Source organism: Nostocoides vanveenii (assembly GCF_039531165.1).
In the GTDB taxonomy this organism is placed as follows: domain Bacteria; phylum Actinomycetota; class Actinomycetes; order Actinomycetales; family Dermatophilaceae; genus Nostocoides_A; species Nostocoides_A vanveenii.
This window is the reverse complement of record NZ_BAAAPN010000044.1, coordinates 26,372-41,160: the sequence shown is the minus strand read 5'-3', so window position 1 is coordinate 41,160 and position 14,789 is coordinate 26,372. Positions and strand designations below refer to the sequence as shown.

Sequence of the window (14,789 nt, the reverse complement as noted above, 5' to 3'; positions counted from 1 at the left end):
GGCCGTCCCCGGCGGGCGGCCTAGGAGGAGGTATGCGCGCGCTGGTCAAGACCGCGGCCCAGCCCGGCCTCGAACTCATCGACGTCCCGGAGCCGCGGTGCGGCCCGGCTGACGTCAAGATCCGGGTCTTGCGCGCCGGCCTGTGCGGGACCGACCTGCATATCCACGACTGGGACGATTGGGCCGCGGCCACGGTGCACGCCCCGCAGATCATCGGGCACGAGTTCTACGGCGAGATCGTCGAGGTCGGCGAGGACGTGCCCGCCGGGACGCTGGCCGTCGGCGACCGCATCTCCGGCGAGGGCCATATCGTCTGCGGGCACTGCCGGAACTGTCGAGCTGGCCGAAAACACTTGTGCATCAACACGATCGGCATCGGCGTCAACCGGGACGGAGCCTTCGCCGACTATGTCGTCATCCCGGCGACCAACGCCTATGTGCAGCCGGACACGGTCGACCCGGATCTCGGCGCCGTCTTCGACCCGTTGGGCAATGCGACACATACGGCCCTGCAGTGGCCGATGGTCGGTGAGGATGTGCTCGTCACCGGCGCCGGGCCGATCGGCGTGATGGCAACGGCGATCGCGCGGCACGCGGCGGCCCGGCATATCGTCGTGACGGATCTGTCCGATGTGCGCCTGGAGTTGGCTGCGCAAGCCGGTGCCGACCTGGTCGTCAACACCGGTCGTCAGCGGATCCGGCAGGCGCAACACGACCTCGGCATGCGCGAGGGCTTCGACATCGCCCTGGAGATGTCCGGTGCGCCGAGCGCGGTCGCCGAACTCATCGACAATATGAACCACGGTGGACGAGTCGCGATGCTCGGCCTGCCGAAGAGCCCCTATCCGGTCGACTGGGGCAAGGTCATCACGCACATGCTGACGATCAAGGGCATCTACGGGCGCGAGATGTTCGACACCTGGTATCACATGGGCGCAATGTTGCAGACGTCCACCGTGCTCACCGAGGCAGTGCGTTCGGTGATCACCCATCGCGTCCCCGCGGTGGACTGGGCCGACGCCTTCGCCATCGCCCGCTCCGGGCAGTGCGGCAAGGTCGTCATGAACTGGGAGGTATGACGGTGTACGGAACCATCCGCGAGGAACTGGCCGAGACATTGCAGCAGATCCGGTCGGCCGGGCTCTACAAACCCGAGCGCCAGCTGACCACACCCCAGTCGGCGCACATCGCGACGCCGACCGGGGATGCGCTGAACTTCTGCGCCAACAACTATCTCGGCCTCGCGGACCACCCCGACATCATCGCTGCGGCGCGAAATGCCTTGGACGAGTGGGGGTTCGGGATGGCGAGCGTTCGCTTCATCTGCGGCACCCAGACCCTGCACAAGGACGTGGAAGCCGCGCTGTCGGCTTTCCTCGGCACCGACGACACCATCCTCTACTCCTCCTGCTTCGACGCCAACGGCGGCGTCTTCGAGGTGCTCTTCGGCGAGGGCGACGCCATCATCTCCGATGAGTTGAACCATGCCTCGCTCATCGATGGCATCCGGCTGTGCAAGGCCGCGCGCTATCGCTACCGCAATGCCGATATGTCCGACCTGCGGGGGCAACTCGTGGCGGCCCGGGATGGTGGGGCGGAGCGCATCGTCGTCGTCACCGATGGCGTCTTCTCCATGGATGGATCCTTCGCGCCGCTGGGCGAGATCTGCGACCTGGCGGAGGAGTTCGGCGCGATGGTGATGGTCGACGACTCGCACGCGGTCGGCTTCATCGGAGCGACCGGCGCCGGGACGCCGGAGCTGTTCGGCGTCCGCGATCGGGTCGACATCCTCAGCGGGACACTCGGCAAGGCCCTGGGCGGCGCCTCCGGCGGTTACATCAGCAGCCACCAAGAAGTGGTCGATCTGCTACGCCAGCGCTCGCGGCCCTACCTCTTCTCGAATGCCGTTGCTCCCTCGGTCGCCGCCGGCTCAGTGGCCGCTCTGAGGCTGGCCACGTCGGCCGCTGATGCGCGAAAGCGTTTGCAGGACAATGCTGTTTTATTCCGCGCCCTGATGGATGAGGCGGGTTTCGAGCTTCTGCCGGGCGAGCACCCGATCGTGCCGGTGATGTTCCGGGGCGAGGACGGGGCCAGGCTCGCCGCCGAGATCGCCGACGACATGCTCAGCCACGGGGTCTATGTCATCGCCTTCTCCTATCCGGTGGTGCCCAGGGGTGCGGCACGCATCCGGGTTCAACTGTCCGCCGCGCACAGCCCCGAAGATGTGCGCGCCGCGGTGAGCGCATTCACCGCGGCGCGCGAACGGCATACGGGCTAGGGGCTCTGCTCGTCAGCCGCGGGAGCGGACACCGGGGGCGACATAGTCGCCGAGGAAGTCCGGGCTAATGATCTGCCGATCGACGGCAGCCTGGCCGGGGTAACAGGTCCAGTGCGTGCCCACGCTGTTCTCGCCGCGGCACCCGCCGGCCACGTGATCGCCGACGACGAAGGGATAGACCGATCCCGTGAAATCGTTCTGAGTAGTGGCGGGCTCCTTCCCCGAAACGGGAGCCGGGGCCGGTTCGCCCGGTGGTTGGGTCGTCGTGCGGCAATCGAAGCTGACCCTGTCGGTCGTCGTGCACGTCGCCGTCACATCGCCGAAGAGCAGATTGCGGGTCATGCCCGCCGCGACCTGATCGCCGGTGAACAGGCCGGCCCCAGCGGCGACACCCACGCCGATGGTGCTCAGCGCCAGCGCGGCGGGGATGACGAGGACCTTGCGTCGCCAAGTCTGCCGTGGGTTCGCCGGCGCCAGGTCGCGGGTGAAAGCCTGCTCGAGACCATCCCCGAGAGCCGAGAGGTCGGCCGGAAGGGTGACAGAGGGCGAGTATTCAGTCATGGCGTCTCCTGGGTTTCGGTGAGGGCGGATCGAAGGGTGGCAAGGCCGGTGAACGCGGATGCGGGCGGCGGTCTCGGAGGTGTCGAGGGTGCGGGCGAGGTCGGCCTAGGACGCGTCGTGAATGACGCGCAGTTCGACGGCTCGACGTTGGCCTGGTGGGAGCGATTCGAACGCTTCGGCAAGGTCGGCGTCGGGACCGGACTCCGTGAACCGCGCTTCCGGGCTCTGAGCGGGCGTCGCGGACCGGCGGTCCACCCCAAGGGCAGCCATGGCGTCGAGCTGCAGCCGCCGCTCCCGCGCGGCTCAGGTGAAGACGTGCCGGGCAATGCCGAACAGCCATGGAGCCGCGCTCCCCGCCCGCCGGTCGGCGAACGTATGCCGTGAACGCCAGGCCCGGCAGAAGGTCTCGGCCGTGACGTCCAGTGCTGTTTCGTGGTCGCCGCAGCGGCGAGCAGCGAAGCGGTGGGTGGGCTCGGCATACCGGTCGTGGAGCGCGCGAAAGGCGTGCGGGTCGGTGCGGGCGCGAGCGATGAGATCGGCGTCGGTGAGGTCGGCGTACGCCGCCTCCTCGATCGCCGTGGCGGGTCGATCTCGTGGGTGGTGTTGGGTCACAACCGGTTCATGCCCGTTCGGCCCCACCATGTTTCATTCTTGCGGCGATTGCCTCGTGGCCGACAAGCCTCGGCCCGTCAGACCCGGACCCCTCCCAGATCACGAGGATGTGTTCCGTGCGGCATTCGTGACCGGGCGAGTGTCCGGGGATGCAGCCCTCGTTCAGCGTCGGCGACGCGCGGCCGTAATCCGAGCGCCGACGAGGACGGCGGTTGCCACCAGAACGTACGCGAGGAGAGTCCATAGGGCGGCAGCGGAGGGCGGTGCCGACCATTCGGGATGCGCTGCCTGACGGTCCGCCGCAAAGATCGCATGGACGGAACCTGCGAGGACCATCACGGTTGCGAGGACTACGCCTCGTCCGGTGCGGCTGTCCATGAATCATCCTCCTGGCCTGAGTGTACGGCCCGGACAGAGGACGGGCCGGCCGCGAAATTAGCTGTTCGCGACCGGCCCGTCGGATGCTGGCTCAGCTGCAGCCGGAGGTCGAGCCGCAGCCCTCGCACACATAGCAGGAACCGGCGGGACGCATCTTGGTGCCGCAGGTCAGGCACATCGGGGCGTCGGCCGTCTTGCCCTGGAAGTGAGCCAGGAGGTCCTGGCTGGAGTGGATCTCGTCCGAGACCTCGCGGGCCGAGGCGGCACCGGCGCCGGACTTGACGGCATCGGCGTCGAGATCCTTGCCCTCGTGGGCTGGACGCGCGGAGCGCTTAGAGGAGGCACCGACGCCCTGGGCGTAGCCCTCGATCTCGTCCTCGATCTCGTCCTCGGACTCGGTGTCGACCGAAATCGCTTGGTAGGAACCGGTTTCGAGCTGACGCGCCCGCTCGGCCGCCGTGTGGATGCCCATGAACGACCGGGTGTCGAAGTCCATATAGTCCAGGGCCAGCCGGCGGAACACGTAGTCCATGAGGGACTGGGCCATCCGCACGTCGGGGTCGTCGGTCATGCCGGCCGGCTCGAAGCGCATATTGGTGAACTTCTCGACATAGGTCTCCAACGGAACGCCGTACTGCAGCGCCACGGAGATGGCGATCGAGAAGGCGTCCATCACGCCGGCCAGGGTTGAGCCCTGCTTGCCGAACTTGAGGAAGAGCTCACCGAGGCGGCCATCGTCATACGTGCCCGCGGTGAGGTAGCCCTCGGCGCCGCCGACGGTGAACGACGTGGTCTGGCTCATCCGGCGCTTGGGCAGGCGCTCGCGGACCGGGCGGTATTCGACGACCTTCTCCACGACCGGAGCAGCCGCGGTAGCGGCAGCGTCCTTGGCGGTCGACCCGCCGTCCGAGAGCGGCTGGCCCACCTTGCAGTTGTCGCGGTAGACGGCCAGCGCCTTCAGGCCCATCTTCCAACCCTGAACGTAGACGTCCTCGATCTCGTCGACGGTCGCCGTCTCGGGCAGGTTGACGGTCTTGGAGATGGCGCCCGAGAGGAAGGGCTGCACGGCGGCCATCATCCGTACATGGCCCATCGGGGAGATGGCGCGCGCGCCCATGGCGGTGTCGAAGATCTCGTAGTGCTCGGTCTTCAGCCCCGGGGCGTCGATGACGTGGCCCTTGTCGGCGATGAACTCCACGATCGCCTCGACGGTCTCCTCGGCGTAGCCGAGCTTGCGCAGCGCCCGCGGGATGGTCAGGTTGACGATCTGCATGGAGCCGCCGCCGACGAGCTTCTTGAACTTCACCAGTGAGAAGTCCGGCTCGATGCCGGTGGTGTCGCAGTCCATCATGAAGCCGATGGTCCCGGTGGGGGCCAGGACGGAGGCCTGGGCGTTGCGGAAGCCGTTCTTCTCCCCCAACGTCAAGACGTCATCCCACGCCTTGGTAGCGACCCGGTGGATGTCCTTGTCCATCGTGTGCACGGTGCGCAGGGCGTCGTTGGCGGCTTGGTGCTTGCGCATGATGCGCTTGTGCGCATCCTGGTTGCGGGCGAAACCGGCATACGGGCCGACGATGCCGGCCAGTTCGGCGGAGCGCTTGTAGGCGGCACCGGTGAGCAGCGAGGTGATGCTGGCCGCCAGCGCCCGACCCCCGTCGGAGTCGTAGCCGTGACCGGTCGCCATCAGCAGCGCGCCGAGGTTGGCGTAGCCGATGCCGAGCTGGCGGTAGTCGACCGTGGTCTTGCCAATGGGCTCGGTCGGGAAGTCGGCGAAGCAGATGGAGATGTCCATTGCCGTGATGACCAGCTCGACGACCTTTTGGAAGGTGACGGCGTCGAAGGTCTCGTCCTCGCGCAGGAACTTCAGCAGGTTGAGGGAGGCGAGGTTGCAGGAGGAGTTGTCGAGCGACATGTACTCGCTGCACGGGTTGGACGCGGTGATCCGGCCGGTCTCGGGGTTGGTGTGCCAGGCGTTGATGGTGTCGTCGTACTGGATGCCTGGGTCGGCGCACTCCCAGGCCGCCGTCGCAATCTTGTGCATCAGGTCGCGGGCATCGATCTCTTCGATGATCGAGCCGTCCATACGGCTGGTCAGCCCGAAGGACGCGCCCTTCTCGACCGCGGTCATGAACTCGTCGGTGACGCGCACCGAGTTGTTCGCGTTCTGGTACTGGACCGAGACGATGTCCTTGCCACCGAGGTCCATGTCGAAGCCCGCGTCGCGCAGGGCCCGGATCTTGTCCTCCTCGCGGGCCTTGGTTTCGACAAACTCGACGATGTCGGGGTGATCGACGTCCAGGACGACCATCTTGGCGGCGCGACGCGTGGCCCCGCCGGATTTGATGGTGCCGGCCGAGGCGTCCGCCCCGCGCATGAAGGACACCGGGCCGGAGGCGGTGCCGCCGGAGGAGAGCAACTCCTTGCTGGAGCGGATGCGGGAGAGGTTGAGGCCGGCTCCTGAGCCGCCCTTGAAGATGAAGCCCTCCTCCTTGTACCAGTTGAGGATGCTGTCCATGGAGTCGTCGACGGAGAGGATGAAGCACGCGCTGACCTGCTGGGGCGAGGGCGTGCCGACGTTGAACCAGACGGGGCTGTTGAAGCTGAAGACCTGGTGGAGCAGGGCATAGGTCAGCTCGTGCTCGAAGACCTCGGCGTCGGACTCAGTGGCGAAGTAGCCGTACTGCTTGCCCGCGCGGACATAGGTCAGCACGACGCGGTCGATCAACTGACGCAGGCTGCGCTCGCGGGCGTCGGTGCCCAGGGCCCCGCGGAAGTACTTGGTCGTGACGATCGTGCTGGCGTTGACCGACCAGAAGTCGGGGAACTCGACGCCGGACTGCTCGAAGATGACCTCGCCGGTCTTCCAGTTGGTCTGGTTGACCTCCCGCTTCTCCCACGTGACCTCGTCATAGGGGTGCACTCCGGCCGTGGTGAAGATCCGCTCCATGGTCAGGCCCTTGGCCTTGCCGGAACGGGCGGCACTCGAGCGTGCGGTCTCCGTCATCAATCCTTCTCCTGGGGTTGTTGCGTCATGCGATGGGGCTGGGTTGGGCAAAGCGGGCCGCGGGTCTGCGGCACCGGAGTCAATGGTCGATGGCCAGGCGATCGAGCGTGGCTCGCTCGGCGCGTAGCAAGGTGATGGCCGCCTCGAAGTCCTCGAGGGACTCGAAGGCCTGGTAGACGCTCGCGAAGCGGAGGTAGGCCACCTCGTCGAGGTTCCGCAAGGGACCGAGGATGGCCATGCCCACCTCGTGCGCATCGACCTCGGCGATGCCGAGCGACCGAACGGATTCTTCGACCCGCTGCGCGAGGAGCGCGAGATCGTCCTCGGTGACCGGTCGGCCCTGGCAGGCCTTCCGGACACCGACGAGCACCTTGCTCCGACTGAACGGCTCACTCACGCCGGAGCGCTTGAGCACCGTCAGACCGGCCGTCTCGATCGTCGAGAAGCGCCGCCCGCAATCGGGGCACTGACGGCGGCGCCGGATCTGGGCACCGTCGTCACTGGTGCGCGAATCCACGACGCGCGAGTCGGTATGCCGGCAGAACGGACAGTGCACGGCAAACCTCCAATAGCACGACCTGGGGATAAATGCGCGGACAACGTGGGGATTATCTGTGGGTAACTTCACCACCGATGTGTACTACATGTTGACGAACTACAACCGTGTAACCACTAGATGTAGGAATCTACTTCGTCAACGACCCCAACGCAAGGTCTCTTCCCCGGCGCGTCGCCACAGACTTCCCAAGACGCGTCCGGCCCGCCTCAGCCCTTCGGAATCACCAGTCGCTGGCCGATCATGATCCGGTCCGTGGACAGCCCATTCGCCTGCTGAAGGGCGACGACGCCCTGATGAATGGCCTGGTCGGGCAGGTAGTCGCGAGCGATCTCGGACAGCGTCTGCCCCTTCTCCACGACGACAGTCGGAAGGGCGGGTGCGGTCGAGGCCGACGCGATCGCCCCCGGACGGTTGACCATGGCGACCCCCAGCACGATGCCGCCGCCCAGCAGCGTGGACACCAGCAGCGAAATCGCCAGTCGGCCGGCCCGAGTGACATGAACCGTGCCCCGGACGGCCAGCTCGCGAACCGGATGCGTGGTCGCGGGCGCCATGCCACGGCGACGCGACGACGGCTGCGCCGGGGCGACCGGCGGCACGAGCGCAAGCGCGCGGCGGCGGTCACGTCCCGGCCTGGTCGACGGGGCGGGCAGGGTCAGCGGAGCGGACAGGGCCAACGATCCGTCGGTCCCCCAGGATGTGAGCGTTGCGGCCATGTTGATCTCCTCCTTCGGCGTGTCCATCGAAGAAATGTTCGATAGAACGGTTGTACGATATGTAGCACGGAATCTGCGACTGATGCAAGAAACGATCGAACAGATGTTTGAGATCGTGACCTGATCGGCATAGGCTCTTCCGTACTGGGACGAGCATGTCAGCGACCACCGACAACCGGCCCCAGCTGCGGAAATGCCACCGTCGAGCAGGCCACGCGAGGGCAATGGAGGCCCAGATGAGCAGCGACAACACGACCGGCCAGGTGCACCCCATGCCTGAGCGCGAGGACGGCGACGGTCTGACCGTGCGCCAGCGACGCGTCCTGGATGTCATCCGCACCTCGATCGATCAACGTGGCTATCCCCCGAGCATGCGCGAGATCGGCGAGGCGGTCGGACTGGTCTCCCCCAGTTCGGTTGCCCACCAACTCCACGCCCTTGAGCGCAAGGGCTATCTGCGGCGCGATCCCAACCGGCCCCGAGCGATCGAAGTCGTCTCCCCGAACGCCCCGGGTGAGCGTGGCTACCGCCCCGGCGACCACGAGGACGATGGTCACCAGGACGAGACGGGCAGCGGCGACGCGCGGCCGGAAGCGTCATACGTGCCGGTGATCGGACGGATCGCCGCGGGTTCACCGATCATGGCCGACGAAGTGGTCGAGGACGTCTTTCCTCTGCCGCGCCAGATCGTCGGCGACGGCACTCTTTTCCTTCTGCGGGTGGTTGGCGACTCGATGATCGACGCCGCGATCTGCGACGGCGACTGGGTTGTGGTGCGTCAGCAACCGACTGCGGACAATGGCGACATCGTCGCCGCGCTGCTCGATAACGAGGCCACGGTCAAGTCGTTCAAGCGCCGTGACGGCAAGGTGTGGCTGATGCCGCACAATCCGGCGTTCGGCCCCATCGACGGTGACCACGCGACGATTCTCGGCAAGGTGACCGCAGTCCTTCGCCGGGTGTGATCGGTCAGTCACCGAGACGGTCGGCCACCAGCCGCAACGTTGTCGGCCACCAGCCGCAACGTTTCGGTGATGCCGTCGTCCACCTGCACGTCGATCAGGTGCCGATCGCGCAGGGTTCCGCGCGTCACCGCAGCGATCGGTATGCCGCCACGCGCCGCGCGCCGCACGAAGCGAAGTCCGCTCATCACCTGTAGCGAGCTGCCGATGACGACGAGCGCGTGGGCCGCATCGGTGAGGTGGAAGCACTGGTCAACCCGCTCGCGCGGCACGCTGCCACCGAAGAAGACGACATCCGGTTTGAGCCGGTCCAGGCCGCAGGCGCGGCAGGTCGGGGTCACGAAGTGCGCGATGAGCGCGTCATCGAGCACCACATCGCCGTCCGGGCGGATCTGGCTGCTGACCCGGGATCCGTCGCGAGCCAAGCCGATGATGTCGTCGGCAAAGTGCGGATTGGCCTGACGGATGGCCGCCTGTATCTGCTCGCGCGGATAGCGCTGGCCGCAATCGAGGCAGACGACCTCGGCGAGGCTGCCGTGCAACTCCACGACCCGACTGCTGCCCGCCCGTTGATGGAGTCCGTCGACATTCTGGGTGATGATGTCGGTGACCAGGCCGTGCCTTTCGAGGGCGGCGAGGGCCTGGTGGCCCGCGTTGGGTTCGGCGGCGGTGAAGCGGGACCAGCCGGCATACGAGCGGGCCCAGTAGCGCTGGCGGCTGGAGCTGGAGGTGACGAACTCGCCGTGCTGCATCGGGGTGACGCGCCGCTGGCCGTCGGGGCCGCGGTAGTCGGGAATGCCGGAGTCCGTGCTGATCCCGGCCCCGGTCAGGGCAAGCACCCCACCGCGTGCGACGAGGCCGGCGAGCGCGTCAACAGCGCGATTCGCGGTGTCGGTATGTGCGGTGGCGGAGGTCGAGTCGGTCAAAGCCGGCCTGCCATGGGGTGCTCCTCGGGCGGGGCATGTTCGTGGGTTTCATCCCATCACATGCCGAACCGGCCTCTCGACGGGGCTGGACCGGCCTCTCGACGGGGCTGGACCGGCCTCTCGACGGGATGGGGCCGGGGGTTTCCGCGCCGGGACGAAACTACCATGGAAACGGCAGCTGATTCCGAACTTCATAACATGCTGTTATAGACTGCCGGGATGATCGACGCTGCCGGCCTTCGAGTTGTCCGGGCCATTGATGAGGCCGGCAGCTTCACCGGCGCGGCGACGATGCTCGGCTATTCACAGCCCGCGGTGTCGCAGATGATCCGGCGCCTTGAGCAGCGCACCGGAACAGCCATCGTCGACCGGGTCGGACGGACGGTCCGGCTGACCGAGGCCGGTCAGGTGCTCGCACGGCACGCCAAGACCGTGCTCGCTGCGCTCGACTCCGCGGAGGAGGAGGTGGCCGCCCTCGCGGGTCTGCGCGCCGGCCGGGTGCGTGTCGCGGCGTTCCCCTCGGCCTCCGCGACCCTCGTGCCCAAGGCGCTGGCCTTGGTGCGCAGTCGCTATCCGGATGTGTCGATGTCCTTCACCGAAGCCGAACCTCCGGAATCGCTGGCGGCCCTGCGTGCCGGCGAGTGCGATCTCGCGGTGGCGTTCTCCTATCCGGGGACCGACCTCGCCCGGGGCGAAGAAGACCTCGACGTCTTCGTCACCCGGCGACTGCTCGATGACGAGGTGCTCCTGGCGCTGCCCCCCGAGCATCCTCTCGCCGCGAGTAGCGGACCGATCGACATCGCCAAGCTCAAGTCCGACACCTGGATCGCCGGGTGCCCGCGCTGTCGCGGGCACTTGTTGGAGATGTGCTCGCGGGGCGGGTTCACGCCGGATGTCAGCTTCGAGACCGAGGACTACGTTGCGGTGCAGGGCATGGTCGCCTGCGGTCTGGGCGTGGCCCTCATTCCCGACCTGATCCTGCGCACCACTCATCACCCAGGCGTGGTGGCGCGGCGGATCGCGCCCGCCTCCCGGCGGGAGATCGTGGCCGTGACCACACCCGATCTGTTGCGCGTGCCGTCTGTGGCCGCCGCCTTGGACGCACTGGTCGAGGTGGCTGCGTCGCCCGATCTGTTGCCGACACTGGCGCCTGAGCCTGCGGGAGCATCGACCGGACCGGAGTTGGACTACTACCTCTGAGGTCGGCGCCCAAGTTGCTCTCGGGCGGCGGGATCCCGTGTGTTGGGGGGGTCGCCGCACGGGTTAGTCGCCGCGCTCAGTGGTGGGTCCGGGTGGTGAGCCGGCCATGGTCGAGCCACACCGCGATGTCGCCGTCCTCATCGGTGCGCAGCAGCCGGGCTCCCGTCGACTGCACCCACGCCAACGCACCGGGTGAGGGATGGCCGTAGTCGTTGTCGGCGCCCACGCTGACCACCATCAAGGGGGCACGCAGCAGGCCCATCAGAGACGGATCGAGATTGGACGACCCGTGATGGGGCAGCTTCACCACGTCGTATGCCGAGAGCCGCGATCGCAGGGCAGGGTCACCCGAGACGGCGCGCCAGAGCGCGTGACCGGCCTCGCGCTCGATGTCGCCGGAGAGGAAGAGGTCGAGGCCAGCGACGTGGGCATCGAGCACGATGCTCGCATTGTTGGGGACCGAGCCGTCGAGGATGCGCCGCCCTGGCCACCAGACGGTCGCGGTGACGGAGCCGGCGGTGATGACTTCACCCACGCGCACCGACCGAACGGGAATGGATCGCGAATGCGCTTGGGCAGCAACCTCATTCGCCCCTTGAGTGGGGTCTGCCACCGGTGAGACCAGGATCGTGCCGACCTGGCGGCCGGCCAACGCGCCGGACAGGCCAGCGATGTGATCCGCGTGGAAGTGGGTCAGGACGATGGCGTCGAGACGCCGCACGTTGAGCTGGCGAAGGCAGCGATCCACCGCGGACGGCTCGGGTCCGGCGTCGACCAGGATGGCGCTCTGCTCCCCGGTGCGCAGCACGAGGGCATCGCCTTGGCCCACATCACACGCGACGAATTGCCAGGGCGGCGGCCAGGCAAGAGACCCCACCGGCGCGAGGAGGGCGCCGGTGAGCAGCCCGCACCCCAGCCACGGCACCGGGTGGTGGCGAACGGCATACGTCAATCGGGGGCCGCACACCAACGCCAGCGCGACCAACGCGGTCATCAGCCACGCCCCACGGGGACCCTCCGGCCACGGCGCACTCGCCCAACTCACCCGCGCGCCGCGGTGCGCGATCTGCGCAATCGCCAGCGCGGGCAGGCCGGGGAGCCACGCGGCGGCCGCCGGGGCAAGGCCGGTCATGCCGGCCAATGCCAGCCCCGCTCCGGCGATGGTGACCGGTGCGACAAAGATGGCCGCCAGCAGGTTGGCCGGGATGCCGACCACGCTCACGCTGCCCTGCAGGAGCACGATGATCGGCGCACAGGTCACCTGAGCGGCCAACGGGACGAGCAAGGCGGGCAGCGCCGGGCGCAGACGCGGCAGAACGTGCGGTTCGAGCGACTCGGCCCACGGGCGAACGAAGAGCAGCAGCCCCAGGGTCGCGAGCACCGACAGGGCGAAGCCTGGGCTGCGCGCGAGCCACGGATCGACGACCAGCATGGCGACGACCGCCGCAGCCAGGGCCGGTATGCCGCTCGCCCGCGTCGCGCGATAGACCGCGAGCAAGCCGATGGTCCCCATCACCGCAGCCCGGAGCACGCTGGGCTCGGGCCTTGCGACAGCCACGAAGGCCGCGACAACGACAACGAACGCGATGGGTCGCGCGCGACGTGGGATTCGGGCCCAGCGGATCAGCGGAGCGATGGCTGCCAGCAGAATGGAGATGTTGGCGCCGGAGACGGCGCTCAGGTGCGTCAGACCGGTGGTGCGCATGTCCGCGATCAGGTCCGGGGGTGAGCGCGAGGTGTCCCCGACCACCATCGCGGGGACGAGACCCTGTCCATCCGGCGGGAGGGCGGCAACCGCTCCCCGCAGGGCCTCCCTGACGGAGGCGGTCCAGCCGGTCGCGGAGCGGTCAGGTCCGGCGATTGGCGGGCCGAGAGCCCGCACCACGGCGAGTTCGGCCGATCCGTCGTCGCCGGGGCCGAGTCGCCCGACGAGCGCAACCTCTTGCCTCCAGCGCACTGCCGACCAGCGAACGTCCCCGACGACGAGCAACCGCGCGGACACCGCGCTCGACAGGCCACGGGCTACCACTCGACTCGCCCGGACGCGAACCAGGATGCGACCGTGACCGACGTCGATCGGCTCCCCCGCGACGATTGCCGTGACGCGAACGACGGCGCGCTCGGAGATCCATTCCGGGAGCGGACCGGAGCGCCGCCGGGCATCCGCCGCGGCCGCTGCCCCGACAGTAAGCCCCACCACGGCCGCGCTTAGGGCGGCCAGCATCAGCCGGGCGTGCCAACGTCGGTGCCGGGGGCGACCCCGCCAAGCGAGGAACGCGGCGATAAGCACCCCACCGCCTGCCAAGCACAACCGGATTTGCCAGGACAGGGCAAGGGTGGCAGCGACCATCGCCCACGCGGCGAGCGCGGGGACCAGCAGTCGAATGTCCAGGCGCGGCGACGCCGTCGGGGGTCGGTGCAGAGCGCGAACCATCCGAGCTGCGCCGCGTGGATCGATCTCGACCAGACCGTTCCGTGTCCTGGCCGGGTCGGCTCGCTCCGACTCTGCGTGCGCATCCGACGTGTTCGCGGGACGTGCGGCCGGACCGGAACGATTGGTCACAGGGTGACCAATGGACTCAGTTGGGCCAGCAACTTCTCTCCGATGCCGGAGACCTCTCCGAGTTCGTCGATGCTGGAGAACCGCCCGTGCTCGGCGCGCCAGTCCAGGATCCGTTGCGCGAGAACGGGTCCCACGCCGGGCAGTGTGTCCAGGGCGGTGGCATCGGCGGTGTTGAGGCTGACCTTGCCGTTTGCTTGGCCGCTCGATCCGCTTGGTCCGGAGGGGCTGCCGCCGGGGCTGGATCCACCCGGCGCGGTGATGACCTCGCCGGGTTTGGGGATGCGGATCTGCTCACCGTCGACGCAGAGGCGTGCGAGATTGACCGCACCAAGATCGGCCTTGCCGGTCGCTCCCCCGGCCTTCTCGACGGCATCCTCCACGCGCGAACCGGCGGGGAGTGACACCACTCCGGGACGAGCCACTTGGCCGACGACATGCACGATCACGGGCGGCCCGGTCGACGACGCCGTGCCGGTCACTGTCGGTTCACCGGCACTCGATGCCGGGCCGCTGCCGGACGAAGGAGTTGCTCCAGAGGAAGCTGGAGTCTCGACGGCAACCGACGCCACGGGCACCGGCGTCGCCTCGGCTCTCGCGCTCACGACGCGCGCTCCGAAGACTCCGCCGGCGATCACCGCCAGCGCAAGGAAGGTCAGGACGACGGGATGAGGCACCGCCGCGAAGCGGTCACGGAGCCCAACTGGCCAACTCACCACCGGGGGTGGGTCGGTTCGATCGAGCCGGCGCGAGCGCGGAGGGTCGCTCGCCGCATGCCGGCCAGGGCTGGACGCTTCGTCGCGACGGACCACTTCCCTGGCGTCGTCCTCGAGGTCCGCTCCCGGCCAGGCATCCGTCTCGGCTTCCTCCGTCACCGCCCGGATGGCGAGCGCGGCACGGAGCCGGTCGGCAGGGTCAGGACGTCGCGTGCTCATGCCTCCCGACGGTAGGAGGCCGAGCAGCTTCGGTGCCAGGGCCTCGAAAAAGCCTGTGGATCAGCCGATTTGGCTGACGGCCCTGTGGAAAGACACAC

Annotated in this window: 12 protein-coding genes; 4 read left to right on the top strand and 8 right to left on the bottom strand. The window is 68.2% G+C overall.

Going from position 1 to position 14,789, the window contains the following annotated elements; all coding sequences use genetic code 11:
- The first annotated feature begins 32 nt into the window (after nt 1-32).
- Together tdh and ABD209_RS08605 are read left to right on the top strand one after the other, a co-directional pair.
- Nucleotides 33-1,079 carry an L-threonine 3-dehydrogenase gene (gene tdh / locus ABD209_RS08610; RefSeq protein WP_344064841.1) on the top strand — a complete coding sequence of 349 codons (1,047 nt, stop codon included), beginning with the start codon at nt 33-35 and terminating at the stop codon, nt 1,077-1,079.
- Entirely contained in the window at nt 1,076-2,278 is a 1,203-nt protein-coding gene (locus ABD209_RS08605; RefSeq protein WP_425564623.1) for a glycine C-acetyltransferase, read from the top strand. Before tdh ends, ABD209_RS08605 begins: the two co-directional genes overlap by 4 nt.
- A 12-nt stretch (nt 2,279-2,290) precedes the next feature.
- Here the strand turns inward: ABD209_RS08605 and ABD209_RS08600 are convergent, their stop codons facing one another.
- From ABD209_RS08600 to ABD209_RS08580, 5 genes are all read right to left on the bottom strand, one after another.
- Entirely contained in the window at nt 2,291-2,839 is a 549-nt protein-coding gene (locus ABD209_RS08600; protein ID WP_344064838.1) for a hypothetical protein, read from the bottom strand.
- A 303-nt stretch (nt 2,840-3,142) separates the two neighbouring features.
- On the bottom strand, nt 3,143-3,451 hold the full coding sequence (locus ABD209_RS08595; RefSeq protein WP_344064835.1) for an RNA polymerase sigma factor: 309 nt from the start codon (nt 3,449-3,451) through the stop codon (nt 3,143-3,145).
- Between the two features lie 469 nt (nt 3,452-3,920).
- Nucleotides 3,921-6,833: a vitamin B12-dependent ribonucleotide reductase gene (locus ABD209_RS08590; RefSeq protein WP_344064832.1), complete on the bottom strand. Its 2,913-nt coding sequence runs from the start codon at nt 6,831-6,833 to the stop codon at nt 3,921-3,923.
- Nucleotides 6,834-6,912: 79 nt separating this feature from the next.
- On the bottom strand, nt 6,913-7,389 hold the full coding sequence (gene nrdR, locus ABD209_RS08585; RefSeq protein ID WP_344064829.1) for a transcriptional regulator NrdR: 477 nt from the start codon (nt 7,387-7,389) through the stop codon (nt 6,913-6,915).
- Nucleotides 7,390-7,598: 209 nt separating this feature from the next.
- Nucleotides 7,599-8,135, bottom strand: a complete 537-nt coding sequence (locus ABD209_RS08580; protein ID WP_344064826.1) for a LysM peptidoglycan-binding domain-containing protein — start codon at nt 8,133-8,135, stop codon at nt 7,599-7,601.
- A 209-nt stretch (nt 8,136-8,344) separates the two neighbouring features.
- Between ABD209_RS08580 and lexA the strand changes: the two genes are divergently transcribed.
- Nucleotides 8,345-9,073, top strand: a complete 729-nt coding sequence (lexA, locus tag ABD209_RS08575; protein WP_344064823.1) for a transcriptional repressor LexA — start codon at nt 8,345-8,347, stop codon at nt 9,071-9,073.
- 8 nt (nt 9,074-9,081) lie between these two features.
- Here the strand turns inward: lexA and ABD209_RS08570 are convergent, their stop codons facing one another.
- A complete protein-coding gene (locus ABD209_RS08570) occupies nt 9,082-9,996 on the bottom strand; it encodes an NAD-dependent protein deacetylase (RefSeq protein WP_344064820.1) in 915 nt (304 codons plus the stop codon).
- A gap of 219 nt (nt 9,997-10,215) precedes the next feature.
- On the opposite strand from ABD209_RS08570, the gene ABD209_RS08565 reads away from it, so the two are divergent.
- Complete coding sequence (locus ABD209_RS08565) at nt 10,216-11,196, top strand: LysR family transcriptional regulator (protein WP_344064817.1); 981 nt, start codon at nt 10,216-10,218, stop codon at nt 11,194-11,196.
- 76 nt (nt 11,197-11,272) lie between these two features.
- Here the strand turns inward: ABD209_RS08565 and ABD209_RS08560 are convergent, their stop codons facing one another.
- Entirely contained in the window at nt 11,273-13,630 is a 2,358-nt protein-coding gene (locus tag ABD209_RS08560; RefSeq protein ID WP_344064814.1) for a ComEC/Rec2 family competence protein, read from the bottom strand.
- 125 nt (nt 13,631-13,755) lie between these two features.
- Nucleotides 13,756-14,691 carry a ComEA family DNA-binding protein gene (locus ABD209_RS08555; protein WP_344064811.1) on the bottom strand — a complete coding sequence of 312 codons (936 nt, stop codon included), beginning with the start codon at nt 14,689-14,691 and terminating at the stop codon, nt 13,756-13,758.
- Between the last annotated feature and the right edge of the window lie 98 nt (nt 14,692-14,789).